Here is a 23,630-nt window from a genome sequence, read left to right as displayed (position 1 = left end):
GCGAGGCTGCGTTCGGCTGCGAAGCAGTCGTAAAATCAGTCATTGCGGTACGTCAGGCAGGCTGCGTCAGCTGGACTCACGACTGCTTCGCAGCCGAACGCCGCCTCGCAAGCTCGGCAGCTGCTACAGATCGCATTAGCGCTTATGGCCCGTTATTTTGCTTACTGTTGCCATTCAAGTCGCGGCGTTGAAGAGCACCACATAAGCCAGGTATATGGTCACTCTCCCAATGCCGTCTCACTGCTGCGACTGCCTGCGTCCGGTTGCGAACGCGTAGCTTGTACATGACATTCGTCATGTAGTGCTTGATGGTCTTCTCGCAGAGCTCAAGCTTGATAGCAACCTCGCGGTTAGTCAGGCCCTTCGATACTTCCCGGATAACTTGTTCTTCGCGATGGGTCAGCTCGACCTTTTGCTTATCAGACGCGTGTTTTCCGAAATTGCTCAACAGCTTGCTGGCAAGCCTGGGTGTAATGAAGGTTTCACCATCGGCAACATTTCTGATGGCTTGTACAAGCTCACGACCGTTTATGCCTTTCAACACATATCCCTGCGCACCCGCTTCAAGGGCGGAATAGGCGTCCTCGATGGACTCGGATACCGTCAGCATCAAAATTTTAACTGCCGGCGAAGAAGTTGTGATCGCTCGCACGGCAGCAAAGCTATCGCCCGGCATATTTACATCCATCAGCAAAACATCCGGAGCAAAACGAGCGGCAATTTCCAGGGCATCATCGCCAGATGCCCCCTGCCCGACCACCTGAAAGTCAGCGACTTTCTTCAGTGCCATTGTGACCCCATCCCTTAACAGCGGGTGATCATCAACGATGCCTATCTTGATCATGGAACTCATAAGTACTCCTCATAAGAGGCGATGGAGCTGCATGTTGGTGTCGGGCGTTTCATTTTTCCCCTCGCGTCATGCCGAATCCGGCAGGCCCCGCCGTTCCCATAATGTCCGGGAGGACAGCGGTTGCGAGTACCAGGGGTGGTGCAACTAATGAGCCATTTCAATAAGGCGGAGAAAAAATTCAAATGAATTAACAGGCTGTTTTGAGTGTTTCAAGCCAAAGAAAGGGTGAGGGAGGGAACATTCCTCAAATCAGGTGGTAAACCCCCGGTTGGGTGGGTGTAATGCCCCATTTATGGAGATTGTGGCGAGCCTGCTTCACCGACAGCTTTTGGTAGGGACTGCAAAAAAAAAACGCCAACCCGAGGGTTGGCGTTTTTACTTGCAGTTAGCAGCTCGAAGCTTACCGCTGCCTCACTCCGGCTTGCGACGACCGAAGCCCGGACGCTGGCCGGAACCGGCCGGTGCGCCACGGCGCTTGCCCGACGGCGTGTCACCGTCGACCAGCTTGATCCCCGGACGCTTCGGCGCAGGCTTGGCCGGACGCTTGGTGTCGGCCGGGCGATCGGCTACCGGCGTACCACGACCTTCACCACGCTCGGTACGGCCATTGGCCGGACGTGGCGTGCGCGGACCGCGTTCGCCGTCCTGACGGGCGGCTGGCTTGCGCCCTGGACGCTCGCCTTCGATCTGCGGCTCGCGGCTTGCACGCGGCGCAACAGGAGCGGCAGGAGCCCCGGTGGCTGGACGCAGGGTACGCACGCGCTCGGTCTTGGCCATCGGACGCGACGACTTGCGCTGCATCCGGTCAAGCTTGTCTTTGCTCTTGGCGTTCATCTGCGGCATCGCGACCGGCGTCAGGCCGACCTCGGCACTCAGAATGTCGACTTCGTACTGGCTCATTTCGCGCCAGCGGCCCATCGGCAGGTCGGAGTTGAGGAACACCGGGCCGAAACGCACGCGCTTCAGACGGCTGACCACCAGGCCCTGGGATTCCCACAGGCGACGAACTTCGCGGTTACGACCTTCCATCACCACGCAGTGATACCAGTGGTTGAAACCTTCGCCGCCTGGTGCCTGCTTGATGTCGGTGAACTTGGCCGGACCATCTTCAAGTACAACGCCAGCCTTCAGGCGCTCGATCATCTCGTCATCGACTTCGCCACGCACACGTACCGCGTATTCACGGTCCATTTCGTAGGAAGGGTGCATCAGGCGGTTGGCCAGTTCACCGTCGGTGGTGAACATCAGCAGACCGGTGGTGTTGATGTCCAGGCGACCGATGTTGATCCAGCGCCCCTCTTTAGGGCGCGGCATCTTGTCGAACACGGTCGGACGGCCTTCCGGGTCGACACGGGTGCAGATCTCGCCGTCGGGCTTGTTGTACATGATCACGCGGCGCACCGACTCGGCGGCCTCTTCGCGCTTGATCACCTTGCCATCGATGGTGATGGCGTCGTGCATGTCGACGCGCTGGCCAAGGGTGGCGTCTTTGCCGTTGACCTTGATGCGGCCATGGCTGATCCAGGCTTCCACGTCACGGCGCGAGCCGACGCCGATACGGGCGAGGACTTTCTGCAGTTTTTCGCCTGCTGGGCCGATTGGCTGGTCGTCTTGCTGGTCTTTGATACTCATCTGGGCACCTCCCGGTGTGGTCTGAAAACTGGGTACTTGGGCGAAGGGATCGCCGAAGGGTCGCGAATCATACGCGCATGAGGACGTTTGCGCATCAGAGACTAGCTGATCAATACAAGGTTATTGGTTTTTGCGCCGAACGGTGACCCGCAGCTCTGCTATGAACACAATCCCCTGTGGGAGCGGGCTTGCCCGCGAAGAGGGCGTGTCAGTCGGCATATTTATTGGCTGACCCACCGCATTCGCGGGCAAGCCCGCTCCCACAGGGATCTTTGGAGGTCGCAGACATTGCGATCAGTCTTCGAACTGACGGCGTTCGGCTTCGATGGCTTGCGCCAGGGCCTGGGCTTCGGCCTCTTCGTCCGACAGTTCGGGCTCGGGTTTCGGCTGTTCGAGGGCGGCAACGGCGGCCAGGAGCTTTTCCCGGGCCTCGGCAACGCCGAGGATGTCGTCGTCCTGCTCCGGCTCGATTTCGGGCTCAGGCTCGCCCTCCGGTTCAGGCTCGGGCTGTGCCGCTTCGACTTCCGGTTCGATAACCGACTGTTGCGGATCGAACTCAGGCGACGCACCGTCACGCAGCAAATCGTCGAAGTCGGTCTTGATCCCCTCTTCCATGCTGTCCAGTTCCAGCAACAGCGTGTGGAAACTGGTCTCTTCTTTCGGCTCTTCCGGCTCGGCGCTGGCGTCGGCCAACTCTTGCAGCCCGGCGGGTACGGGGGCGTCGTCGAAATCGAGCACCGGATCCGGTTCCAGCTCGCGCAGTTCCGCCAACGGCGGCAGGTCGTCGAGGTTCTTCAGGTTGAAATGATCGAGGAACGCCTTGGTGGTGGCGAACATCGCCGGTTTGCCGGGCACGTCACGGTAGCCGACGATGCGGATCCACTCGCGTTCCATCAAGGTCTTGACGATATTGCTGTTGACCGCCACGCCCCGCACGTCTTCGATTTCGCCGCGGGTGATCGGCTGGCGATAGGCAATCAGCGCCATGGTTTCCAGCATGGCCCGGGAGTAACGCTGCGGGCGCTCTTCCCACAGACGCCCGACCCACGGCGCAAACTTCTCGCGAATCTGCAGGCGATACCCCGAGGCCACTTCCTTGAGTTCAAACGCCCGGCCATCGCAGGACTTGGCGAGAATCGTCAGGGCTTTCTTGAAGACCGCCGGTTCCGGGCGCTCGCCCTCCTCGAAGAGTTCGAACAGGCTTTCCAAAGATTGCGGCTTTCCCGAGGCCAACAGAAAGGCTTCAAGCAAGGGTGCCAGATCGCGGGGTTCAGTCAGGTTCATGTTTCGACTCGTTATTCGGCTCGGGCTCGCACGTGGATCGCGGCAAATGGCTCATTCTGCACCAGCTCGACCAGGGATTCCTTGACCAATTCAAGGATCGCCATGAAGGTCACCACCACTCCCAGGCGCCCTTCTTCTGCTGTGAACAGCTCGACAAACGGCACGAAACCGCCGCCCTTGAGGCGTTCCAGCACATCGCTCATGCGTTCGCGGGTCGACAGCGCCTCGCGGCTGACCTGATGGCTCTCGAACATGTCGCCACGGCGCAAGACCTCGGCCATGGACAGCAGCAACTCGGACAGACGTACGTCCGGCAACAACTTGCGTGCCCGGGCTTCCGGGGCGTCGAGTTTGGGCACCACTACGTCACGACCGACGCGGCTCAGGCCATCGATGCCTTCGGCGGCAGCCTTGAAGCGCTCGTATTCCTGCAGGCGGCGGATCAGTTCGGCGCGCGGGTCGTCCTCTTCGTCTTCGACGGTTTCGGCCCGTGGCAGCAGCATCCGCGACTTGATCTCGGCCAGCATCGCGGCCATCACCAGGTATTCGGCGGCCAGTTCCAGGCGTACCGACTGCATCAACTCGACGTAGCCCATGTATTGGCGAGTGATTTCCGCCACCGGAATGTCGAGGATGTTGATGTTCTGTTTGCGGATCAGGTACAGCAGCAAGTCGAGCGGACCTTCAAATGCCTCGAGGAAGACCTCGAGGGCATCCGGCGGGATGTACAGGTCCAGGGGCATTTCCATGACCGCCTGGCCGTAGACCATGGCGAAGGGCAGTTCCTGCTGGGCTCCGGCCTGACTGTCGACGGGTTCTACTGCAGACATCTAGGCCTCGACCATGAACGGCGCAGGGTCGCCGCAACCAACGCGAATGACTTCCGGCTCGCCGTCGGCGAGGCTGATCACGGTGGACGCCTTGATCCCGCCAAAGCCACCATCGATGATCAGGTCGACCTGGTGTTCGAGCAACTGACGCATTTCATGGGGGTCGCTCAATGGATCTTCATCGCCGGGCATGATCAGGGTCACGCTCATCAACGGTTCACCCAGTTCAGCCAGCAATGCCAGGGCAATCGGGTGGCTCGGCACGCGCAGGCCGATGGTGCGTTTCTTGGGGTGCAACAACAGCCGCGGCACCTCGCGGGTAGCGTTGAGAATGAAGGTATAGGGCCCCGGCAGATGGGCCTTGAGAATGCGGAACGTGCCGGTGTCGATCTTGGCGAACAGACCCAGTTGCGACAAGTCGCTACAGATCAGCGCAAAGTTGTGTTTCTCATCCAGTTGCCGCAGGCGCCGAACGCGCTCCACGGCCACCTTGTCGCCGATCTGGCAACCTATGGCGTAGGAAGAGTCTGTGGGATATATCACCACCCCGCCCTTGCGGATGATCTCGACCGCCTGTTTGATCAGGCGCGCTTGCGGGTTTTCCGGATGAATCTGGAAAAATTGACTCACATTCTCTACCTGTTCAGACGGCGGCAATAACTGGGTCATGTTTGAATCGACACCATAGCGGTGGCAGATCCTCCGGGAGTGGCCGGTATTCACCGATCTCCGACCAGCCTCCGGGGCCATGAAAATCACTGCCGGCGCTGACCAGCAGACCGAACTCGCGGGCCAGAATGGCCAGGCTGCCCACTTGCTCGGCAGGCTGGTAACCATTGACCACTTCGATGGCGTGGCCCCCTGCTTGAATATAGTCGGCAATCAGGCGACGTCGCTTGCTTCGAGTGAATTCGTAGTGCCAGGGGTGTGCCAGGCTGACCCAGGCCTTGGCCGCGCGCAAGGTTTCGACGGTTTCTTCCAGGGTCGGCCAGTGTTGCTTGACGTCACCCAGCTTGCCGGCGCCCAGCCATTTGCGGAACGCCTCGGCGCGATCCTTGACGAAACCTTCACGCACCATCCAGTCGGCGAAATGCGGGCGGGCCGGCGCGTTACCACTGTCGCCCAGCTCCTGCTGGATCTCCCGAGCGCCTTCAAGCGCCCCCGGCATGCCTTTCAACGCCAGTTTGCGGCTGATTTCCTCGGAGCGTAGCCATCGGCCATCATGCAATCTGGCGATGGCCTCGACCAACGGCGCTGCGTTCTCGTCAAAACCGTAGCCCAGGACATGAATGGTCGCGCCGCCCCAGGTGCAGGACAATTCGACACCGTTGACCAGTTGCATCCCCAGCGCGGTGGCCGCATGCCGGGCCTCGTCGAGGCCTTCAAGGGTGTCGTGATCGGTCAAGGCCAGGACTCGCACGCCTTTCTCGAACGCCCGCGCCACCAGAATCGCAGGCGCCAGGGCGCCATCGGAGGCCGTGCTATGGCAGTGCAAATCAACATTCACAGGGCTTTGTAACCTCAAATCAGCTGGCGCTATCGCGCGCCCATATGTTTGTTATTATGCCGCCACATCCTGCTTCTGGCTGCCACTGTGAAACAATTCATCGATTTCATCCCGCTCCTCCTGTTTTTCATCGTCTTCAAAACCGATCCACGGGTCGTCGACATCGCCGGCCATGAGGTCACTGTAGGCGGTATTTACAGCGCCACCGCGATGCTGATCGTCAGTTCCCTGGTGGTCTACGGCACGCTGTTCATCAAGCAGCGCAAGCTGGAGAAGAGCCAGTGGCTGACCCTGATCGCCTGCCTGGTCTTCGGCAGCCTGACCCTGGCCTTCCACAGCGAGACGTTCCTGAAGTGGAAAGCCCCGGTGGTCAACTGGCTGTTCGCCCTGGCGTTCATCGGCAGCCACTTCGTCGGTGACAGCCTGCTGATCAAGCGCATCATGGGCCACGCGCTGACCCTGCCGGAACCGGTCTGGACGCGCCTGAACATCGCCTGGATCGCCTTCTTCCTGTTTTGCGGTGCCGCCAACCTGTTCGTCGCGTTCACCTTCCAGGAGTACTGGGTCGACTTCAAGGTCTTCGGCAGCCTGGGCATGACTTTGCTGTTCCTGGTCGGTCAGGGCATCTACCTGTCCCGCCATCTGCACGACGCCGATACCACATCGCCTAAAACCGAGGACTGACATGCTTTACGCAATCATTGCCACAGACGTCGCCAACTCCCTGGAAGCCCGCCTGGCCGCACGGCCTGCACACCTGGAGCGCCTGCAAGTGCTCAAGGGCGAAGGTCGCATCGTATTGGCCGGCCCACACCCGGCGATCGACAGCAATGATCCGGGCGCGGCGGGTTTCAGCGGCAGCCTGATCGTTGCCGAATTCGACTCCCTGAGCGCCGCCCAGGCCTGGGCCGACGCCGATCCGTACATCGCCGCCGGCGTCTACGCCAACGTTCTGGTCAAGCCGTTCAAGCAAGTCCTGCCGTAACTTTCTTCTTTCAACTGCCCCCACGCGGTGAACCATATCGGTTCATCGCGTTCTCAATCGCTCATTATTCTCGTTTGCCGGCCGACAACTTCCCCAATACTCGTATTGGAACCAGGAGTCGCCATGCGCAAGGGTCCGTTGTGCCTGATGTTGGTCACGTTGTCGATCGTGGCGCCCGCCCACGGTGAAGAATCCGCCGAGGGTGGCAACTCGACGCCGCTTTCCCTGAGCGCCGGCAGCCAGATCACCGAGTTGCAGCAACGCTTGAAAGAAAGCGAACGGCAACGGGAAGAACTGAACAAGCAATTGCAAACTGCCGATGGCGAACGCGAAAGCCCGCTGCTGGCCCGGTTGCGCCAGGAGAACCAGCGATTGAAGCTGCAACTCAAGGAAGCCCAGGCCAGCAGTCCCCTGCCGCGCCTGCTGACCGACCAGCAACAATGGTTCGTCATCGGCGCCGGGGTAGCGCTATTGGCTCTGCTCTGCGGTATCTTCGCCAGTGGAGCAAGTCGAAAACGTCGACAATGGCTAAATTGAGTGAGTCATGAGCGAGCTGTTACTGATTGATGATGACCAGGAGCTGTGTGAGCTCCTGAGCAGTTGGCTGAGCCAGGAAGGGTTTCAGGTGCGTGCCTGTCACGACGGCCAGAGCGCACGCCGTGCGCTGGCCGAAACCGCCCCGGCGGCCGTGGTGCTGGATGTGATGTTGCCCGATGGCAGCGGCCTGGAACTGCTCAAGCAGTTGCGCAGCGATCACCCGGATTTGCCGGTGCTGATGCTCTCGGCCCGGGGCGAACCCCTGGACCGTATCCTTGGCCTGGAACTCGGCGCCGACGATTACCTGGCCAAACCCTGCGACCCACGGGAACTGACTGCCCGCCTGCGTGCCGTCCTGCGTCGCAGCCACCCGGCGGCGGTGTCCAGCCAGATCGAACTGGGCGACCTGTGTTTCAGCCCGGTGCGCGGCGTGGTCAGCATCGACGAACAGGAGTTCACCCTCACCGTCTCCGAAAGCCGCCTGCTGGAAGCCTTGCTCAAGCAACCCGGCGAGCCCCTGGACAAACAGGAACTGGCGCAGATCGCCCTCGGCCGCAAGCTGACCCTGTACGACCGCAGCCTGGACATGCACGTCAGCAACCTGCGCAAGAAAATCGGCCCGCACCCCGATGGCCGACCGCGCATCGTGGCCCTGCGCAGCCGCGGCTACTACTACAGCCTGTAGGTTTTGTCAGGTCGGCCGAAAATCATGTTTACCAAAGCTTTACTCTCCGCTGACCGCCGCTGACCTTGATCTGCGTAATCTGTGCTCATCCGGAACGTACCGGGAACGAGACAAGGAGATACACCATGCGCAAGACTCTTATCGCTCTGATGTTCGCTACTGCCCTGCCGACCGTGGCCATGGCCATGCCCGAAGGCGCAGGCCCAATGGATGGGTCGATGGACGGTTCGCGCCACGGCGGTCAGATGCACGGCAAAGGCCCGTACAGTGAACTGGACCTGAGCCGCGAACAGCGCGAGCAGATCCGCAAGATCATGGGCGAGCAGATGCACGAACGTAAGCAACTGGTCGACAAGTACCTGGAGAAACTCTCGCCAGCGGACCAGAAAGCCATGAAAGACGAGATGGCTGCCAAGCACCAGAAAGCCGAAGCCGATGTGCGTGCGGTGCTGAAACCGGATCAACAGAAGAAATTCGACGAGATCCAGAAAAAACAGGCCGAACGTCGCGCCGAGTGGGCCGAGTTCAAGGCCTGGAAAGCGCAACAACCGCAAAAGGCGCAATAATGCGCTAACCCCGGACCCGACGGCCCATCACCGTTGGGTCTGATGTTTTTGATCTAATGTGGGAGCGGGCTTGCTCGCGAAGGCGGTTTGCCAGTTAAAGCATTTGTCGACTGGCACACCGCCTTCGCGAGCAAGCCCGCTCCCACACTGATCTGTGCTTGTTCGAGGATTTCCCGTGCGTTCATTGTTCTGGCGTATCCTGGCCAGCTTCTGGCTGGCCATCGCTCTGGTTGCAGGGCTTTCCATCCTGCTGGGGCACATGCTCAACCAGGACGCCTGGATTCTCAGCCGCCACCCGGGCCTCAACACGCTGGCCGAAGAGTGGACGCAAACCTACGAAAGCCAGGGCGAAGACGCCGCCCAGGATATTCTCCAACAACGCAAACGCCAGTATCACATCGACGTTCAGGTGCTTAACGAAAGCGGCGATCCGGTGGTGCGCGGCACCTTCCCCAGACGTGCGGCGGCCTTTGAGGCGCGCCAGAACAACGATGACCGGCGCCTGCCATGGCGGCGTCTGACCGATGAGTTCACCAGTGAAAAAACCGGTGACACCTTCCTGTTCATCTACCGCATTGCGCACCCGGAACTGAACGCCTGGCACCGCGAGAGTCTGCTCTGGCCCCTCAGTGCGCTGGGTATCGCCCTGGTGGTGCTGACCCTGTTCAGCCTGCTGGTGACCTTTTCCATCACCCGCCCGCTCAGCCGTCTGCGTGGCGCAGTGCATGACCTTGGCCAAACCACCTATCAACAAAACAGCCTGGTCAAACTGGCCAACCGTCGCGATGAGTTCGGCGTGCTGGCCAATGACTTCAACCGCATGGGCGCGCGCCTGCAAAGCCTGATTGGCAGTCAGCGGCAACTGCTGCGCGATGTCTCCCACGAACTGCGCTCGCCTCTGGCCCGTCTGCGTATCGCGCTGGCGCTCGCCGAAAGGGCCGGCCCACAGGAACGGGAACAGCTATGGCCGCGCCTGACCCGCGAGTGCGACCGACTGGAAGCGCTGATCAGCGAAATCCTGGTATTGGCGCGGGTCGACTCCGATAACGCCAGTGCCGAAGAGGTGGACCTGAACGCCTTGCTCAATACCCTGCAAAAGGATGCGCAACTCGGTTCACCCGAGCAACTGGTCCATCTCGAAGCCGAGTCGCAGCTGAATCTGAAGGGCTGGCCGACCATGATCGAACGGGCCGTGGACAACTTGCTGCGCAATGCCCAGCGTTTCAATCCGGTGGGTGGCCTGCCGATCGAAATGCAGGCGTTGCGTCAGGGAGAGCGGATCGTCGTGACCGTGCGCGATCACGGCCCCGGGGTCAGTGCCGAATATTTGAACCAGCTCGGTGAGCCGTTCTATCGGGCGCCAGGGCAGACAGCGGCCGGACACGGCTTGGGCCTGGCCATCGCCCGTCGTGCGGCGGAGCGACATGGCGGCAGCCTGGTGCTGGCCAATCACCCAGAGGGCGGGTTCATTGCCAGTCTGGAATTGCCGTTGGTGCCGGGGGCTGTCGTACAACCTTGAAACCTGTGGGAGCGGGCTTGCTCGCGAAGAGGGAGTGTCAGTCGACATCAAAATTGACTGATCCACCGCTTTCGCGAGCAAGCCCGCTCCCACATTTTTGCCCGGGGGGTGTTCAGGCCTTGCCTGGCCAGGCGCTGACGAATTCGCTCAGATCGACTTTCTCGGCCACTCGCGGTTCTTTCTGTGGTGTGCCCAGATACAGGAAGGCAATCACCTCTTCCCCCTCCGCCAGGCCCAACCCCTTGGCCACATGGGGCGAGTACGCCAGGTCACCGGTACGCCACACCGCACCGATGCCCTGGGCATAGGCTGCGAGCAAAATCCCGTGGGCCGCACAGCCCGCCGCCAGCAACTGCTCGGACTTAGGATACTTGACGTGATCCTGCAACCGCGCAATCACTACCACCACCAGCGGTGCCCGCAGCGGATTATTGCGCGCCTTGTCGATGGCCGCTTCGCTGACTTCGCCGTCCGAAAGTTTCGCCGCTTCGGCCAGCAACTCGCCCATCTGCTCACGCGCCGCGCCTTCCACCGTCAGGAAACGCCAAGGCTGCAAGTGCCCGTGATCCGGGGCGCGCATGGCGGCGCCAAACAGCACCTCACGCTGCTCGGCAGTGGGTGCCGGGTCAATCAGTCGTGGAACGGAAACACGGTTGAGCAAAGCGTCGAGAGCCTGCATCGGCCACCTCCTGAAAAATTTGTGCGGCTATTCTAGCGGTAACTGCCGCAGCAGTGCCGGTTTACATGCCCTGCCCCGCAGGTAGAATGGCGCCCTTTCCACTATCAGCCGAGCGGACCTCATGGCGTTGCCGACCTTACGGATCATTGGTTTCATCATCGGCATCTTCCTGATCACGCTGGCGATCTCCATGGTCGTGCCCATGGCCACGCTGGTCATTTTCGAGCGCACCAGCGATCTGCCGTCGTTCCTCTGGGCCAGCATGATCACCTTTGTCGCCGGTTTGGCGCTGGTGATTCCGGGGCGCCCCGAACACATTCACCTGCGCCCCCGGGACATGTACCTGCTGACCGTCAGCAGTTGGCTGGTGGTGTGCATCTTCGCCGCGCTGCCGTTCCTGCTGACCCAGCACATCAGCTACACCGATTCATTCTTCGAAAGCATGTCCGGCATCACCGCCACTGGCGCAACCGTACTCAGCGGCCTGGACACCATGTCCCCCGGCATCCTGATGTGGCGCTCGTTGCTGCACTGGCTCGGCGGCATCGGGTTCATCGGCATGGCGGTGGCGATCCTGCCGCTGTTGCGCATCGGTGGCATGCGGCTGTTCCAGACCGAATCGTCGGACCGCTCGGAAAAAGTCATGCCCCGCTCGCACATGGTGGCGCGGCTGATCGTGGCAGCCTACGTCGGCATTACCATTGTCGGCAGCCTGGCGTTCTGGTGGGCCGGGATGAGCCTGTTCGACGCCATCAACCATGCGATGTCGGCGATTTCCACCGGCGGTTTCTCCACCTCCGACCAGTCTTTGGCCAAGTGGCCGCAACCGGCGGTGCATTGGGTCGCGATAGTCATCATGATTCTCGGTGCCCTGCCGTTCACCCTGTATGTCACCACGTTGCGTGGTAACCGTCGGGCGCTGATCAAGGACGAACAGGTTCAAGGCCTGCTCGGCATGCTGCTGGTGACCTGGCTGGTGCTCGGCACCTGGTATTGGTGGACGACCCAGCTGCATTGGCTGGAGGCATTGCGGCATGTGGCGCTGAACGTGACATCGGTAGTGACGACGACCGGTTTCGCACTGGGGGACTACAGCCTCTGGGGCAATTTCTCGCTGATGCTGTTCTTCTACCTGGGGTTTATCGGCGGTTGCTCCGGCTCGACCGCGGGCGGAATCAAGATTTTCCGCTTCCAGGTAGCCTATATCCTGCTCAAGGCCAACCTTAACCAGTTGATCCACCCGCGCGCGGTGATCAAGCAGAAGTACAACGGTCACCGCCTCGACGAAGAAATCGTGCGGTCGATCCTGACCTTTTCGTTCTTCTTTGCAATCACCATCTGCGTGATTGCGCTGCTGTTGTCGCTGCTCGGCGTGGACTGGATGACCGCCCTCACCGGCGCGGCCAGTACCGTGTCCGGTGTCGGCCCGGGGCTCGGCGAAACCATCGGCCCGGCGGGTAACTTCGCCACCCTGCCGGATGCCGCCAAGTGGATTCTCTCCTTCGGCATGCTGCTGGGCCGGTTGGAGATCATTACGGTGTTTGTGCTGTGCATTCCGGCATTTTGGCGTCATTGACCGCTTCAGATGTTTGCATCAGCCGCATCCGGTACTCGCCGGGTGTGGCATCGAACCAGCGGCGGAAAGCACGGAAGAAATTGCTCGGATCGGCAAACCCCAGCAAGTAGGCAATTTCCAGCAAGGTCATGGTCGGTTGCGCCAGGTACTGCTCGGCCAGCTCGCGCCGGGTATCGTCCAGCAGCGCCTGAAAACTCGTGCCTTCTTCCTGCAAACGCCGCTGCAAGGTGCGCTGGGACAGATGCAGCGTCTGCGCCACGGTGTCGCGCTTGGGCTCGCCTTGGGGCAAGAGGCGGCACAACACCTGCCGCGCCTGGTGGGTCACGCGGCTTTCGGAAAAGCGCGCCAGGTATTCACCGGCAAAGCGGTCATGCAACAACGCCATGGCCTCGTTGGCCGTCGGCAGTGGGGCTTCCAGATCGGCGCGTTCGAAAATCAGCGCATCGTAAGGCGCGTTGAACACCAGTGGTGCATGGAAGGCTTGTTTATAGGGTTCCAGGTTGGCCGGCTCGGCGCCTTGCAGCAACACTTTGCGTGGTTGCAACGTACGCCCGGTCAACCAGCCGCACAGCGCCAGGGCACAGGCCAGCGAAGCTTCGGCGCTTTGCCGGGTCGGCGGCAGGTGATCGCCATGCACCGTCAGAATCAGCGCGTAACCTTCTTCCAGTAGCTGGAAGCTCAGGTCGGCACTTTCGGCGATGATCCGCTGAAAACGCACCAGACGCTGAAAGCCTTCGGCCAAGGTCTGGCTGGACATCAAGGCGTAGCCCGCCACATGAAATTGCGCCGGTCGCACCACCTTGCCCATGTTCAGGCCGATGGCCGGGTTGCCGGACAGCTCGACCGCGCGCTGCCACAGCCGTGTCATGGAATCTTGCGGGAAGCGTGCATCCGGATCATCCAGTGCCGCGTAGTCGAGCCCCAGCTGTTTGAACAGAACCCGGCAATCCAGGCCGTCCATCTCCAGCGCTTTGACAATCCCCATCGCCCAGCTTGCAGAAGTCGTTCGTTCGCTCATGGCGTTTTCTTACATGGTGGCCGAATGCTACGGCTATTGACCGAAGGATACTAAAGTGGCGCCTATTGTCACTGGCTGATGCCATTGATCACTCTAGACTCAAATAAGCTACCCGCAGAACAACTTGCAGCAAGAACAATAACCACAGAGATCGCTGTCGTGGAAAACGTCAAACGATTCAACAGCTTCGCTGAGTTCTATCCTTACTACCTCAGTGAGCACAGCAACAGTACCTGCCGCCGTTTACACTTTATCGGCACGACCCTGGTTATCTTGATTCTGACGCTGACCATTGGTCGCGGAGCCTGGATGCTGTTGTGGGCCCTGCCGCTGGCAGGCTACAGCTTTGCCTGGGTCGGGCATTTCTTCTTCGAGAAAAACCGCCCGGCAACGTTCCAACACCCCTTCTATAGCCTGCTCGGCGATTTTGTCATGTACCGGGACATGGTTCTGGGGCGCGTTCCGTTCTAGCTGACTTGCGTCACAAGAGAGTTGCCGATGAATGCCAATGCCCGCTTCACCCACATGAAGGATGGCACACAGGAAGACTGGGCGATCATCGCCGCGGACTTCAGTGCCTACGCGCGACAATTGCCGACAAGGATTGTGGCGCACCTGAAGCTGCTGGAGGGTGATTTTGGCGGGTTCCCGGTGGATCGCCTGACCCACTCCCTGCAAACCGCCACCCGCGCCTGGCGCGATGGCCGCGACGAAGAGTACGTGGTCTGCGCCCTGCTCCATGACATCGGCGACACACTGGGTTCCTACAACCACCCGGACATCGCGGCGGCGATCCTCAAGCCGTTCGTCAGCGCCGAGAACTTGTGGATGGTGGAAAAGCACGGGATTTTCCAAGGCTACTACTTCTTCCACCACCTGGGCATGGATCGGCACTTGCGCGAGCAATTCAAGGACCATCCGCAGTACCAGGCGACCGTCGAATTCTGCGCCAGGTACGATGCGGCGGCGTTTGACCCGGCGTACGACACGCTGGCGTTGAGCTTTTTCGAGCCGATGATGGAGCGCTTGTTTGCGCACCCCAGGAACTCGATCTACAAAGCGGCGATGCAAGAGCATTCCCCAGCCTGACAGATCCGGCGGGACCGCTTCGCGGTCCATTCGCGGGCAAGCCCGCTCCCACAGTAGGCGAAGGTGAACGCAGCACCTGTGACCGCCAGATAACCCTGTGGGAGCGGGCTTGCCCGCGAAGAGGCCTGCCCAGACACTGCACAACTAACAGATCAAGCCAGCTCTGCAACCTTGGCCGCCTTCAACTGCGCCTCGCGTGCCTGGGCATCCGCCAGGCGATACAGCTCGATCGAACCATCCCAATGCTCGATCAGCGCCGTGCACGACTCCACCCAGTCGCCGCAATTGAGGTAGTCCACCTCGCCGACCTTGCGAATCTCGGCATGGTGAATGTGCCCGCACACCACACCGTGCAGTTCGCGCTTGACGCATTCATGGGCGATGGCTTCCTCGAAGTCGCTGATGAAGCTGACCGCGGTTTTCACCTTGTGCTTGAGGTAGGCCGACAGCGACCAGTAGCCGTAGCCATATCGCGCGCGCCAATGATTGAGCCAGCGGTTGAGGGTCAGGGTGAATTCGTAGGCCGAGTCACCGAGAAACGCCAGCCAGCGATGGTAACGGGTGATCACATCGAACTGGTCGCCATGGATCACCAGCAGATGCCGGCCGTCGGCGGTGACGTGCACGGCTTCGTCGACCAACTGGATATTGCCCAGGATCAGCTTCGAATAGCGGCGCAGGAATTCATCGTGGTTGCCGGTGACATAGATCACCTCGGTGCCGCGCTTGCTCATGGTCAGCAGGCGGCGGATGACGTTGGTGTGCGCTTGCGGCCAGTACATGCCGCCGCGCAGTTTCCAGCCGTCGATGATGTCGCCGACCAGGTAGATCTTGTCTGCGTGGTAGCTCTTGAGAAACTGCGACAGATGTTCAGCCTGACAATCCCGGGTGCCCAAATGCACATCGGAAATCCATAAAGTCCGTACGCGTTGCTTACGGGTGGGTTTGGCGAGCTCGGCGCTGGTCATGGGCAACCCTCTGGCAAGTTTTGCCAAGTCTGCCCCGAGCCGGTTAATGGTCCATGACAGCGCCAAGTCAGTCCTGTGACAGCGCTTGTTGGCCCGCTCGGTGTAGACTGACGCCCTGAACCGGGAGACCCGCGATGAGACCGATCCTCACGCTCCGCCAATACAGCCACGACCTGATCGTCCACAGCCATGAACACGCGCAATTGGTGTTCGGGCTTTCGGGCGCCCTGGATTTCGAGGTCGACGGCCGTGGCAGCCAGGTGGTCCAGCAGAGTTTCGTGGTGGTGCCCTCCGGCGCGCATCACGCGTGTGGCAGCGCCAATGGCAGTCGCTGCCTGGTGCTGGATGTGCCCAGCGAACAATGGGTTTCGCAGTCGTTGGGCGATCACGCCGAGTCCAGCCGACGCTTGCTCGACAACGCCGGCCGCCTGCCCCTGGACGCGGGACAAAGCCAATTGGTCAGTTGGCTGGCGAACAGTCCGGTCGAGGATCCGCTGATCGCACAACAAGGTGCGGTTCTGTTGCTGGCAAGTCTCAACAATGCCAGGCCCGAGGCCGTCGGCGGTCGGCGCCTGCCCTATGCGGCGCTGAACGCGCACATCGATCAGTACGCGGCCTACCCGCTGCAAGTGGCCGACCTGGCCCGGGTCGCCGGCCTTTCCAGTGCCCGTTTGCATGCACGGTTCGTGGCCGAATGCGGGCAGACGCCGATGGACTACATCCGCAGCCGACGCATGCACATCGCGGTGGGCTTGCTGCGTAGCTCGGCGCTGCCCATCGGTGAGGTTGCCAGCCGCGTCGGCTACAGCTCCCAAAGTGCCTTCGCGGCGGCGGTGCTGCGCGAGTTCGGGGCATCGCCCGGAAAACTGCGACGCGAGGCTGGCGACAAATAACGCGAGTTTGCCGACAGACTTGAAGGACCATTACGCGCTTCAATGAGGCCTCTGTTCGTTCGTCGTTAAGGATTGCAATGACTCCCCGTACCGCCCTTGGCGCCTTGCATATCGGCGCATTGATGTTCGGCCTGACCGGCGTGTTCGGCAAACTGGCTGCCGCGTCACCGGCGATCATTGTGTTCGGCCGTGCAGCCTTTGCCGTGCTCGCGCTGGCATTTTTTGCACGGTTCGCCAGCCAGACGCGCTGGCAGAAACTCGAGGCCGTGGACTGGCGTCGGCTGCTGCTTGGCGGCTTGTTGCTGGCCGGGCACTGGGTGAGTTTCTTCATTGCGGTGAAAGTCGCAGGCGTGGCGATTGCGACGCTCGGCTTCGCCAGTTTCCCGGCCTTTACCGTGATCCTCGAAGGGTTGATCTTCCGCGAGCGCATTCGCGCCAATGAGGTTGTGCTGGTGCTGCTGGTGAGTGTCGGCCTGGTGCTGGTCACGCCTGATTTTGACCTGGCCAGCGGCGCCACCACCGGCTTGCTGTGGGCCGTAGGTTCCGGCTTGTTGTTCGCCCTGCTGTCGCTGACCAACCGTGCCAGCTCCGGGCGCGTCCCGCCCGTGCAGGCGGCGCTGTGTCAGAACGCGGTGGTTGCCCTGTGCCTGTTGCCGGTGGCGGCGCCTCAATTGAGCGAAGTACGCGCCATCGACTGGCTGTGGATCGGCCTGCTCGGTGTGTTCTGTACCGGTGTCGCCCACAGCCTGTTCGTCGCCAGCCTGGCGGTGATCAAGGCTCGCACCGCCGCCGTGGTGTTCGCCCTGGAGCCGGTCTATGGCATCACCGTCGCCTGGCTGCTGTTCAACGAAAACCCGACCTTGCACATGTTGCTGGGAGGGGCGTTGATCATTGTGGCAATCGTGGTGTCCAGCAGGCTCTCAAGCAGTTCGAGCAAGAAAGCCGTTACCGCCGAGGCTGCCTCTCACTGAGTGCGGTCGTTGTGCCCCAGGTCGCGGTCCGGGTCGATCTGATCGCGGACCCGCTGCTTGAGCACTTTGGCGTCAGGGAAGCCTCCGTCCGCCTTGCGCTCCCAGATCTGCACGGCGTCACAGAAAATATGAAAGACCCCGCCGGTGCCCGGCACCAGGGAGACTTTGCCCAGGTCGTCACCAAAAGTGCTGAGCAGTTCCTGGGCCAGCCAGGCCGCACGCAACAGCCACTGGCATTGCGTGCAATAGGTGATGACGATTTCCGGTTTGCTGACGGTCATGATGGAACGTGACTCCAGAGTTTGACGACGCCGCTATGATAGCCCGACCGGAGGCTGTCGAGACGGCGGAGTGAGTTGCGCCTCCAATTCGAAACCCGGCTCGATCAAGGCCAGAGCAGCCGGCTGCGGGTTCTCGCCTGGATTGATCACATCCCAACTCGACGCCATGGACAGCTCCTCCAGATTGAGCCGGTACTCATCGTCAGTGGCGGACTCCCCGGACATCGCCAGACCCGGAACCACCGCCACGGCAGTAGCGACCGGGATGGAATGACGGCTATCGACCCGCTCAAGCTCATCGTTGGCCGGTACCGCAACCGGTTGCCTGACGGAGGGCCATGTCACAGGCTCGGCAAAGAGCTCATCCAGCGGTTCATGCTGCTGCGACGGCAGAGCCTCTGACGCTGTGGCCTGATGCGGCTGGTCTCGACGGCGAACAAACCAGCCGAGCGCCAGCAATGCCATAAGCACCGACACACCGGCAATCGGCAACCAGCCAATCCCGGGGTTTTCAGCAATGGCGGGGGCTGGCGCCACTGCGTCAGAAACAATGGGTTGCGCCTTTACCTTCTTGAGCTCCGCCAGTTGGGTTTGCAGCTCGGCCAACTGCTTTTTCTGGTCGGCGATCAGCTCATCCTGGACTTGAAGCTTCGCGGTAAGCTCATCGACAGTGGTTTGCAACGGGTGGTTTTGCAGGGCGCTGGCGGCCAGTTGTTCGACAGCGGGATCAACCATGGCGACATCCGTTTCTGCTGTCGCCCTGGCCACCGGTGATGGCGCCACGACCGGTTGAACACGGGGAAATGCGGACGCCGGGGAGCTGGAAACCGCTTCATCGGTGGCGGGAACAATCCCTGGCGCACCCGGCGGATCGATCAGAACCGTGTACTCGCGCAATAACCGACCGTTGGGCTGATTGAGCTGCACGAGGAAATTCAGGAAGGGTTCACTGACCGGTTTGCTGGAGGTCACCTGGATCACGCGGCGATTACCGCGCAACACCGGGGTGAACTTCAGGTCATTGAGGAAAAATGCCCGGTCGACCCCGGCACGGCTGAACTCGTCCGCCGTTGCCAGGCTCACCGACAGCTGGTTTTCCTCCACGCCAGCGGCATCCACCAGGGCGATATCGGCACGCAGCGGTTGATTCAGCGCCGAATGCAGGGTGATTTCACCCAGGCCCAGCGCAGGCGCCCATGCCGAGTAAGTGACAGAGGCCCCGGCCAGCAACCACTGAGAAACACCGCGTAAAACCAATCGCCAACACTTGAGCATGAGCATCCTTGAGATCTACAGAAACTACACGTACGCGTTCGTACATCCGTTACGAACACGATATGGCCGAGTAGTTCTTATAGTTTGCCCAATGCGCTATCTCAAAAACCTGGTGTTCGGTTATGCCTCAGGATTTTTCAAGGTTGCCCAGGATGTGCCCGTGAACCCGCATGCACACCTTCAAATCCGCCTCATCGACGCCTTCGAACAGTTCGTGACGCAGTTGCGTAGCAATGGTTTCAATTTGTTCGATCAGGGGACGCGCCGGGGCGCAGAGCACGATTTTCTTCGCCCGACGGTCTTCCAGCACGGCCTGGCGTTGCACCAGACCCTGGCTTTCCAGGCTGTCGAGCAAACGGGCCAGGGTCGGGCCTTCGACGCCGACGCTTTGCGCCAGCTCCCGCTGGGTCGGTGCTTCTTCGAAACGGGCCAGGTGCAGCAGCACCAGCCAGCGCGCCTGGGACAAGCCCATGCCCGCCAGTCGGCGGTCCAGTTCGGCACGCCAGCCACGGGACATCTGGGCCAATTGCATGCCAAAGCGGTGTTGATCGGTTAACGGCATAAAACACTCATGATCAGACTGAAATAAATAAAAACTAATTATTAGTCAGCTAAGCATGAGCCTCGATTTGAGGCAAGGCTTGATCTGTAGTGAATCGTTACATCAGCACTACGGATGTCTCAAATCTCGAACTCCGACTGCAAGGCCGCGCGAACGCAGTACAACACCCCTTCCGGCACCCTGCCCGCGAACAGTGCGGCGATCTCGGAAACCGGTGGCAGTTCGCCCTCGCCGTCGAGGAAGGCGTCCTGCACTTCACCCATCAGGTCTTCAGGCAGATCCAGCGCCTGCTCCAGCGACAACTGCTGCTTGCCGATCGCTTCGGCCAGCATGGTGTAGACGTTCTTTTCCGAGCACTGCAACTGACCGGCGATCTGCACCGGCGTCATCCCGGCTCGTGCCAGAGTGATCAGCTCGTGACGCACGTCGGCCACCGCTTTCGGCGCCTCGACCTGGCCGCCGAGCACTTCGAGGAAGGCCTCGCCGTAGCGCTCCAGCTTGCGCGCACCGACGCCGCTGACCGTGGCCATTTCCGCCAGCGAGGTCGGCTGGCTACGCAGCATCTCCAGCAAGGTCGAGTCGGGGAAGATGACATACGGCGGTACGCCATGTTCTTCGGCGAGCTTGCGACGCAGGGCGCGCAGGGCTTCCCATTGTTCGCGCTCCTCGCCACGGACCAGTTGGCTCGCCTGGCTCTTGCTGCTTTTCGCCACGGTTTGCGCCTTGAGATCGCGGCGCAGCTCCAGGGTCACTTCACCCTTGAGCAGCGGACGGCAACTGTCGCTCAGGCGCAAGCCGCCATAGCCTTCGAGGTCGATGTCCGCCAGACCACGGGCCACCAGTTGGCGGAACAACGAACGCCATTCACCCTCCGCCATCGCCTTGCCAACGCCATACACCGAAAGATGTTGATGGCCGAAGCTGCGGACCTTTTCGTTGTCCTTGCCCAACAAGACATCAACCAGGTGCCCGACGCCATAGCGCTGACCGGTGCGGTAGATCGCCGACAGCGCCTGACGCGCCGGCTCGGTGGCGTCCCAGGTCTGCACGCCGTCGACGCAGTTGTCGCAATGACCGCAGGGTTCGGGCATGTCTTCGTCGAAGTAGGCCAGCAGCGTTTGCCGACGGCAGCGGGTTTCTTCACAGAGCGATAGCATGGCGTCGAGCTTGTGCTGCTCCAGGCGTTTGTGACGCTCGTCGCCTTCGGAGTTCTGCAGCATCTGCTTGAGCATCACCACGTCTTGCAGGCCGTAGGCCATCCAGGCATCCGCCGGCAAGCCGTCACGGCCGCCACGACCGGTTTCCTGGTAATAGGCCTCAAGGGATTTCGGCAAATCGAGGTGCGCGACAAAACGCACGTTGGGCTTGTCGATGCCCATGCCGAACGCCACCGTCGCGACCATGATCAGGCCTTCCTCGTTGAGGAAGCGTTTCTGATGGTAAGCCCGCAGATCGTTGGGCAGGCCGGCGTGGTACGGCAGCGCCGGGAAGCCTTGCTCACTGAGGAACGCGGCGACTTCTTCGACTTTCTTGCGCGACAGGCAATACACGATGCCGGCATCGCTACGACGCTCGGCGAGGAACGCCAGCAACTGCTTGCGCGGCTGTTCCTTGGGCACGATGCGATAAAAAATGTTCGGCCGGTCGAAGCTCGACAGGAAGCGCTCGGCGTCTTGCAGGTGCAGACGGGTGACGATTTCTTCCCGGGTGCGCTTGTCGGCCGTGGCGGTCAGGGCAATGCGCGGCACGTCGGGGAACATTTGCGCCAACTGGCCCAGCTGCAGGTATTCCGGGCGGAAATCGTGCCCCCATTGGGATACGCAGTGTGCTTCGTCGATGGCGAACAGGGCGATGTCCAGCCCCTGCAGGAAGGACAGCATGCGTGGCTGGACCAGACGCTCCGGTGCCAGGTAGAGCATTTTCACTTCACCGCGGCGGATGCGGGCGGCGAGGTCGCGCTGCTGCTCGGCGCTGAGGGTGGAGTTCAATGCCGCGGCCGCAACGCCCAGTTCTTCGAGAGTGGCGACCTGATCGTCCATCAGTGCGATCAGCGGGGAGACCACCACGGCCAGGCCTTCGCGCAACAGCGCCGGGACCTGGAAGCACAGGGACTTGCCGCCGCCGGTAGGCATCAGCACCAGGGCATCGCCGCCACTGGCCACGCGCTCAATGATTGCACCCTGGCGGCCACGGAAACTGTCGTAGCCGAAGATGTCCTTGAGGACGCGTTGAGCCTGTTCGAGCATAGAAACTCCAAAAATCACCGAAACATCCCTGCAAGGCTGGTTCAGAACCCGCGACGCTGCACCGACAAATCGTAAGTGCGCATTGCATGACGCTTCACATTTCAGCCGTGAAGCCAGCAGGGCATCACAAAACGCGCGAGTATACCCGAGCCCCGGCAGGCATTGGGCACCGCTGATAAGACTCACACAATCGGACTGTGGGAGCGGGCTTGCCCGCGAAGAGGGAGTGTCAGTCGACATTAGTGCAGCTGGCACACCGCCTTCGCGAGCAAGCCCGCTCCCACAAAGGTGCAAATATGCCGTGCGGCTGGCTCAAGCGCTCAAGAAGGCCTAGAATTCCCGCATCGAACATTCCCCAAGGTAGTCCTTTAATGTCCTTCGCTGAGCAACTAACCCGCCTGCAAGTCTTCCTCGACGCCGATGAACTGCATGACGAGGCGCTGGACTACGTGGCCGCCCACGGCTACCTCACCGCGCTGTCGATCTGTTCCGAAGTCGTTCCTGATCGTGAGTGGATCGATGCCCTCTTCGCCGAGGAGCCGCATTACAGCGGCGAAGCCCAGCGCGAAGAAATCGAAGCCACCCTGATCGGCCTCAAGGCCCACATCGCTCGCCAGCTGGCCTCCGATGAAGAGTTCGAGCTGCCATGCGACCTCGACCTGGGCGACGACCCGGATGATTCCGAACTGCGCGGCTGGTGCATCGGCTTCATGGAAGGCGTATTCCTGCGCGAAGCGGCCTGGTTCGAAAGCGCCGAAGAAGAAGTCAGCGAAATGCTGCTGCCGATCATGGTCGGTTCGGGCCTGTTCGACGAGCAACCGGAGTTCGAAGACATCGCCAAGGATGCCAACCTGATGGACGACATGATCGTGCAGATCCCGGAAGCCCTGACCGCGTTGTACCTGCTGTGCAACGCGCCAGACGAAAAACCGGCGATTCTCAAGCCTCGCCACCACTAAGATCCGGCCTATGGACAACCCCATAGGCAACCGCCCCCTGATGTTGCGCTACGTGCTGCTGGCCATCGGCTGGCTGAGCGTGGCGCTGGGGGTTATCGGGATTTTCCTGCCGGTATTGCCCACCACCCCGTTCCTGCTACTGGCGGCCGCCTGCTTCGCCCGCAGTTCGCCGCGTTTTTATCAATGGCTGGTCGAGCATCCACGGCTTGGCCCCTGGATTCGCGATTACCTCGATGGCAACGGCATCCCGCTCAAGAGCAAGGTCTACGCCATCGGCCTGATGTGGGCGAGCATCCTGCTCTCTTGCTACCTGGTAGCACAGCCTTGGGCACGGGGCTTCATGCTGACCAGTGCGGTACTGGTGACGGTTTACATACTGCGACAGAAGACCCTGCAAAAAAGCTCCTGAAACAGCACCCTCGCGCCCGGTCCACACGCCCTCCCCCCTGGCGGCAACTCTCGCTACCACTCATCGGAAACCCCTCCCGACCTGTCAGATCTGACAGTAGGCAGCCCCGCCCCTTCAAGCCTTAAATCACTCCGTCCCCCTTCCTTCGACCGGAGTCCCTTCCATGGCCTCGTCCCGTTCCCCCGACAACCACATCAACCTTTTGCGCGAGCTGGGCATTCCCGGCCGTACCAAGGACCCGATCTCCACCAGTCCCGATGTCTGGGGCCTGAACATCGCGGCGGTGCTGGACAATTTCCCGCGCCA

The 23,630-nt window shown here is 61.1% G+C and carries 26 protein-coding genes; 13 read left to right on the top strand and 13 right to left on the bottom strand.

The window, feature by feature from the left end; all coding sequences use genetic code 11:
- Positions 1–142: 142 nt before the first annotated feature.
- The 6 genes from AC07W4_RS25490 to AC07W4_RS25465 all read right to left on the bottom strand — a co-directional run bounded on the left by AC07W4_RS25490 (position 143) and on the right by AC07W4_RS25465 (position 6,106).
- Positions 143–853 (bottom strand): response regulator, encoded by a 711-nt coding sequence (locus AC07W4_RS25490; protein WP_495034422.1) that lies wholly within the window; start codon positions 851–853, stop codon positions 143–145.
- Positions 854–1,264: 411 nt separating this feature from the next.
- The gene (gene rluB, locus AC07W4_RS25485) at positions 1,265–2,485 is read right to left on the bottom strand and encodes a 23S rRNA pseudouridine(2605) synthase RluB (protein WP_008051173.1); all 1,221 of its coding nucleotides are present in this window, start codon (positions 2,483–2,485) and stop codon (positions 1,265–1,267) included.
- A 294-nt stretch (positions 2,486–2,779) separates the two neighbouring features.
- Positions 2,780–3,769: an SMC-Scp complex subunit ScpB gene (gene scpB / locus AC07W4_RS25480; protein WP_495034421.1), complete on the bottom strand. Its 990-nt coding sequence runs from the start codon at positions 3,767–3,769 to the stop codon at positions 2,780–2,782.
- An 11-nt stretch (positions 3,770–3,780) separates the two neighbouring features.
- Entirely contained in the window at positions 3,781–4,599 is an 819-nt protein-coding gene (locus tag AC07W4_RS25475; RefSeq protein WP_056721489.1) for a segregation and condensation protein A, read from the bottom strand.
- A complete protein-coding gene (locus AC07W4_RS25470) occupies positions 4,600–5,229 on the bottom strand; it encodes an L-threonylcarbamoyladenylate synthase (protein WP_032829738.1) in 630 nt (209 codons plus the stop codon).
- 13 nt (positions 5,230–5,242) lie between these two features.
- Positions 5,243–6,106, bottom strand: a complete 864-nt coding sequence (locus tag AC07W4_RS25465) for a PHP domain-containing protein (RefSeq protein ID WP_495034420.1) — start codon at positions 6,104–6,106, stop codon at positions 5,243–5,245.
- 87 nt (positions 6,107–6,193) lie between these two features.
- Between AC07W4_RS25465 and AC07W4_RS25460 the strand changes: the two genes are divergently transcribed.
- From AC07W4_RS25460 to AC07W4_RS25435, 6 genes are all read left to right on the top strand, one after another.
- Positions 6,194–6,790: a septation protein A gene (locus AC07W4_RS25460; RefSeq protein WP_495034419.1), complete on the top strand. Its 597-nt coding sequence runs from the start codon at positions 6,194–6,196 to the stop codon at positions 6,788–6,790.
- A gap of 1 nt (position 6,791) precedes the next feature.
- Positions 6,792–7,091, top strand: a complete 300-nt coding sequence (locus AC07W4_RS25455; RefSeq protein ID WP_056721480.1) for a YciI family protein — start codon at positions 6,792–6,794, stop codon at positions 7,089–7,091.
- A gap of 123 nt (positions 7,092–7,214) precedes the next feature.
- Positions 7,215–7,628 (top strand): SH3 domain-containing protein, encoded by a 414-nt coding sequence (locus AC07W4_RS25450; protein WP_495034418.1) that lies wholly within the window; start codon positions 7,215–7,217, stop codon positions 7,626–7,628.
- A 7-nt stretch (positions 7,629–7,635) separates the two neighbouring features.
- Entirely contained in the window at positions 7,636–8,313 is a 678-nt protein-coding gene (locus AC07W4_RS25445; protein ID WP_056721476.1) for a response regulator transcription factor, read from the top strand.
- Between the two features lie 125 nt (positions 8,314–8,438).
- Positions 8,439–8,879: a Spy/CpxP family protein refolding chaperone gene (locus AC07W4_RS25440; protein WP_495034417.1), complete on the top strand. Its 441-nt coding sequence runs from the start codon at positions 8,439–8,441 to the stop codon at positions 8,877–8,879.
- 175 nt (positions 8,880–9,054) lie between these two features.
- Positions 9,055–10,398 carry a sensor histidine kinase gene (locus AC07W4_RS25435; protein WP_495034416.1) on the top strand — a complete coding sequence of 448 codons (1,344 nt, stop codon included), beginning with the start codon at positions 9,055–9,057 and terminating at the stop codon, positions 10,396–10,398.
- Positions 10,399–10,510: 112 nt separating this feature from the next.
- On the opposite strand, the gene AC07W4_RS25430 is transcribed toward AC07W4_RS25435, so the two are convergent.
- Positions 10,511–11,077: an NAD(P)H nitroreductase gene (locus tag AC07W4_RS25430; RefSeq protein ID WP_495034415.1), complete on the bottom strand. Its 567-nt coding sequence runs from the start codon at positions 11,075–11,077 to the stop codon at positions 10,511–10,513.
- Between the two features lie 121 nt (positions 11,078–11,198).
- Here AC07W4_RS25430 and AC07W4_RS25425 point away from each other — a divergent pair, with 121 nt between their 5' ends.
- Complete coding sequence (locus AC07W4_RS25425) at positions 11,199–12,653, top strand: TrkH family potassium uptake protein (protein WP_495034414.1); 1,455 nt, start codon at positions 11,199–11,201, stop codon at positions 12,651–12,653.
- On the opposite strand, the gene AC07W4_RS25420 is transcribed toward AC07W4_RS25425, so the two are convergent.
- Positions 12,610–13,671 carry an AraC family transcriptional regulator gene (locus AC07W4_RS25420; protein WP_495034413.1) on the bottom strand — a complete coding sequence of 354 codons (1,062 nt, stop codon included), beginning with the start codon at positions 13,669–13,671 and terminating at the stop codon, positions 12,610–12,612. The two genes, AC07W4_RS25425 and AC07W4_RS25420, sit on opposite strands and share 44 nt — an antisense overlap.
- Before the next feature lie 159 nt (positions 13,672–13,830).
- Between AC07W4_RS25420 and AC07W4_RS25415 the strand changes: the two genes are divergently transcribed.
- Both AC07W4_RS25415 and AC07W4_RS25410 read left to right on the top strand, forming a co-directional pair.
- Positions 13,831–14,142 carry an Mpo1-like protein gene (locus tag AC07W4_RS25415; protein ID WP_008051185.1) on the top strand — a complete coding sequence of 104 codons (312 nt, stop codon included), beginning with the start codon at positions 13,831–13,833 and terminating at the stop codon, positions 14,140–14,142.
- Positions 14,143–14,169: 27 nt separating this feature from the next.
- A complete protein-coding gene (locus AC07W4_RS25410) occupies positions 14,170–14,760 on the top strand; it encodes an HD domain-containing protein (protein ID WP_495034412.1) in 591 nt (196 codons plus the stop codon).
- 152 nt (positions 14,761–14,912) lie between these two features.
- Here the strand turns inward: AC07W4_RS25410 and AC07W4_RS25405 are convergent, their stop codons facing one another.
- Complete coding sequence (locus tag AC07W4_RS25405; RefSeq protein WP_495034411.1) at positions 14,913–15,728, bottom strand: UDP-2,3-diacylglucosamine diphosphatase; 816 nt, start codon at positions 15,726–15,728, stop codon at positions 14,913–14,915.
- Positions 15,729–15,862: 134 nt separating this feature from the next.
- Between AC07W4_RS25405 and AC07W4_RS25400 the strand changes: the two genes are divergently transcribed.
- Both AC07W4_RS25400 and AC07W4_RS25395 read left to right on the top strand, forming a co-directional pair.
- Complete coding sequence (locus AC07W4_RS25400; protein WP_495034410.1) at positions 15,863–16,621, top strand: helix-turn-helix transcriptional regulator; 759 nt, start codon at positions 15,863–15,865, stop codon at positions 16,619–16,621.
- Between the two features lie 77 nt (positions 16,622–16,698).
- On the top strand, positions 16,699–17,592 hold the full coding sequence (locus AC07W4_RS25395; protein ID WP_495034409.1) for a DMT family transporter: 894 nt from the start codon (positions 16,699–16,701) through the stop codon (positions 17,590–17,592).
- Here the strand turns inward: AC07W4_RS25395 and AC07W4_RS25390 are convergent.
- From AC07W4_RS25390 to recQ, 4 genes are all read right to left on the bottom strand, one after another.
- Positions 17,586–17,873, bottom strand: a complete 288-nt coding sequence (locus tag AC07W4_RS25390; RefSeq protein WP_008051196.1) for an Rdx family protein — start codon at positions 17,871–17,873, stop codon at positions 17,586–17,588. The genes AC07W4_RS25395 and AC07W4_RS25390 overlap by 7 nt on opposite strands.
- Before the next feature lie 33 nt (positions 17,874–17,906).
- Positions 17,907–19,148: a type IV pilus assembly protein FimV gene (locus AC07W4_RS25385; protein WP_495034408.1), complete on the bottom strand. Its 1,242-nt coding sequence runs from the start codon at positions 19,146–19,148 to the stop codon at positions 17,907–17,909.
- A gap of 127 nt (positions 19,149–19,275) precedes the next feature.
- Entirely contained in the window at positions 19,276–19,710 is a 435-nt protein-coding gene (locus AC07W4_RS25380) for a MarR family transcriptional regulator (RefSeq protein WP_007984163.1), read from the bottom strand.
- Positions 19,711–19,829: 119 nt separating this feature from the next.
- Positions 19,830–21,956 carry a DNA helicase RecQ gene (gene recQ, locus AC07W4_RS25375; RefSeq protein WP_495034407.1) on the bottom strand — a complete coding sequence of 709 codons (2,127 nt, stop codon included), beginning with the start codon at positions 21,954–21,956 and terminating at the stop codon, positions 19,830–19,832.
- Between the two features lie 371 nt (positions 21,957–22,327).
- Here recQ and AC07W4_RS25370 point away from each other — a divergent pair, with 371 nt between their 5' ends.
- Both AC07W4_RS25370 and AC07W4_RS25365 read left to right on the top strand, forming a co-directional pair.
- A complete protein-coding gene (locus AC07W4_RS25370) occupies positions 22,328–22,915 on the top strand; it encodes a UPF0149 family protein (protein WP_008051200.1) in 588 nt (195 codons plus the stop codon).
- Between the two features lie 10 nt (positions 22,916–22,925).
- Entirely contained in the window at positions 22,926–23,324 is a 399-nt protein-coding gene (locus tag AC07W4_RS25365; protein ID WP_495034406.1) for a YbaN family protein, read from the top strand.
- Positions 23,325–23,630 lie beyond the last annotated feature (306 nt).

It is taken from the genome of Pseudomonas sp. GW821-FHT02A08, from assembly GCF_059422045.1.
This window is presented reverse-complemented; position numbering and strand designations above follow the sequence as displayed.

Bases quoted from the DNA above. Each gene is read 5' to 3' on its own strand.
- AC07W4_RS25430 (WP_495034415.1), bottom strand. From the start codon at position 11,077: ATGCAGGCTCTCGACGCTTTGCTCAACCGTGTTTCCGTTCCACGACTG.
- AC07W4_RS25380 (WP_007984163.1), bottom strand. From the start codon at position 19,710: ATGCCGTTAACCGATCAACACCGCTTTGGCATGCAATTGGCCCAGATG.
- AC07W4_RS25395 (WP_495034409.1), top strand. From the start codon at position 16,699: ATGACTCCCCGTACCGCCCTTGGCGCCTTGCATATCGGCGCATTGATG.
- AC07W4_RS25425 (WP_495034414.1), top strand. From the start codon at position 11,199: ATGGCGTTGCCGACCTTACGGATCATTGGTTTCATCATCGGCATCTTC.
- AC07W4_RS25400 (WP_495034410.1), top strand. From the start codon at position 15,863: ATGAGACCGATCCTCACGCTCCGCCAATACAGCCACGACCTGATCGTC.
- AC07W4_RS25450 (WP_495034418.1), top strand. From the start codon at position 7,215: ATGCGCAAGGGTCCGTTGTGCCTGATGTTGGTCACGTTGTCGATCGTG.
- AC07W4_RS25455 (WP_056721480.1), top strand. From the start codon at position 6,792: ATGCTTTACGCAATCATTGCCACAGACGTCGCCAACTCCCTGGAAGCC.
- AC07W4_RS25490 (WP_495034422.1), bottom strand. From the start codon at position 853: ATGAGTTCCATGATCAAGATAGGCATCGTTGATGATCACCCGCTGTTA.
- scpB (WP_495034421.1), bottom strand. From the start codon at position 3,769: ATGAACCTGACTGAACCCCGCGATCTGGCACCCTTGCTTGAAGCCTTT.
- AC07W4_RS25405 (WP_495034411.1), bottom strand. From the start codon at position 15,728: ATGACCAGCGCCGAGCTCGCCAAACCCACCCGTAAGCAACGCGTACGG.
- AC07W4_RS25445 (WP_056721476.1), top strand. From the start codon at position 7,636: ATGAGCGAGCTGTTACTGATTGATGATGACCAGGAGCTGTGTGAGCTC.
- AC07W4_RS25475 (WP_056721489.1), bottom strand. From the start codon at position 4,599: ATGTCTGCAGTAGAACCCGTCGACAGTCAGGCCGGAGCCCAGCAGGAA.
- AC07W4_RS25370 (WP_008051200.1), top strand. From the start codon at position 22,328: ATGTCCTTCGCTGAGCAACTAACCCGCCTGCAAGTCTTCCTCGACGCC.
- recQ (WP_495034407.1), bottom strand. From the start codon at position 21,956: ATGCTCGAACAGGCTCAACGCGTCCTCAAGGACATCTTCGGCTACGAC.
- AC07W4_RS25420 (WP_495034413.1), bottom strand. From the start codon at position 13,671: ATGAGCGAACGAACGACTTCTGCAAGCTGGGCGATGGGGATTGTCAAA.
- AC07W4_RS25365 (WP_495034406.1), top strand. From the start codon at position 22,926: ATGGACAACCCCATAGGCAACCGCCCCCTGATGTTGCGCTACGTGCTG.
- AC07W4_RS25410 (WP_495034412.1), top strand. From the start codon at position 14,170: ATGAATGCCAATGCCCGCTTCACCCACATGAAGGATGGCACACAGGAA.
- AC07W4_RS25390 (WP_008051196.1), bottom strand. From the start codon at position 17,873: ATGACCGTCAGCAAACCGGAAATCGTCATCACCTATTGCACGCAATGC.
- rluB (WP_008051173.1), bottom strand. From the start codon at position 2,485: ATGAGTATCAAAGACCAGCAAGACGACCAGCCAATCGGCCCAGCAGGC.
- AC07W4_RS25385 (WP_495034408.1), bottom strand. From the start codon at position 19,148: ATGCTCAAGTGTTGGCGATTGGTTTTACGCGGTGTTTCTCAGTGGTTG.
- AC07W4_RS25440 (WP_495034417.1), top strand. From the start codon at position 8,439: ATGCGCAAGACTCTTATCGCTCTGATGTTCGCTACTGCCCTGCCGACC.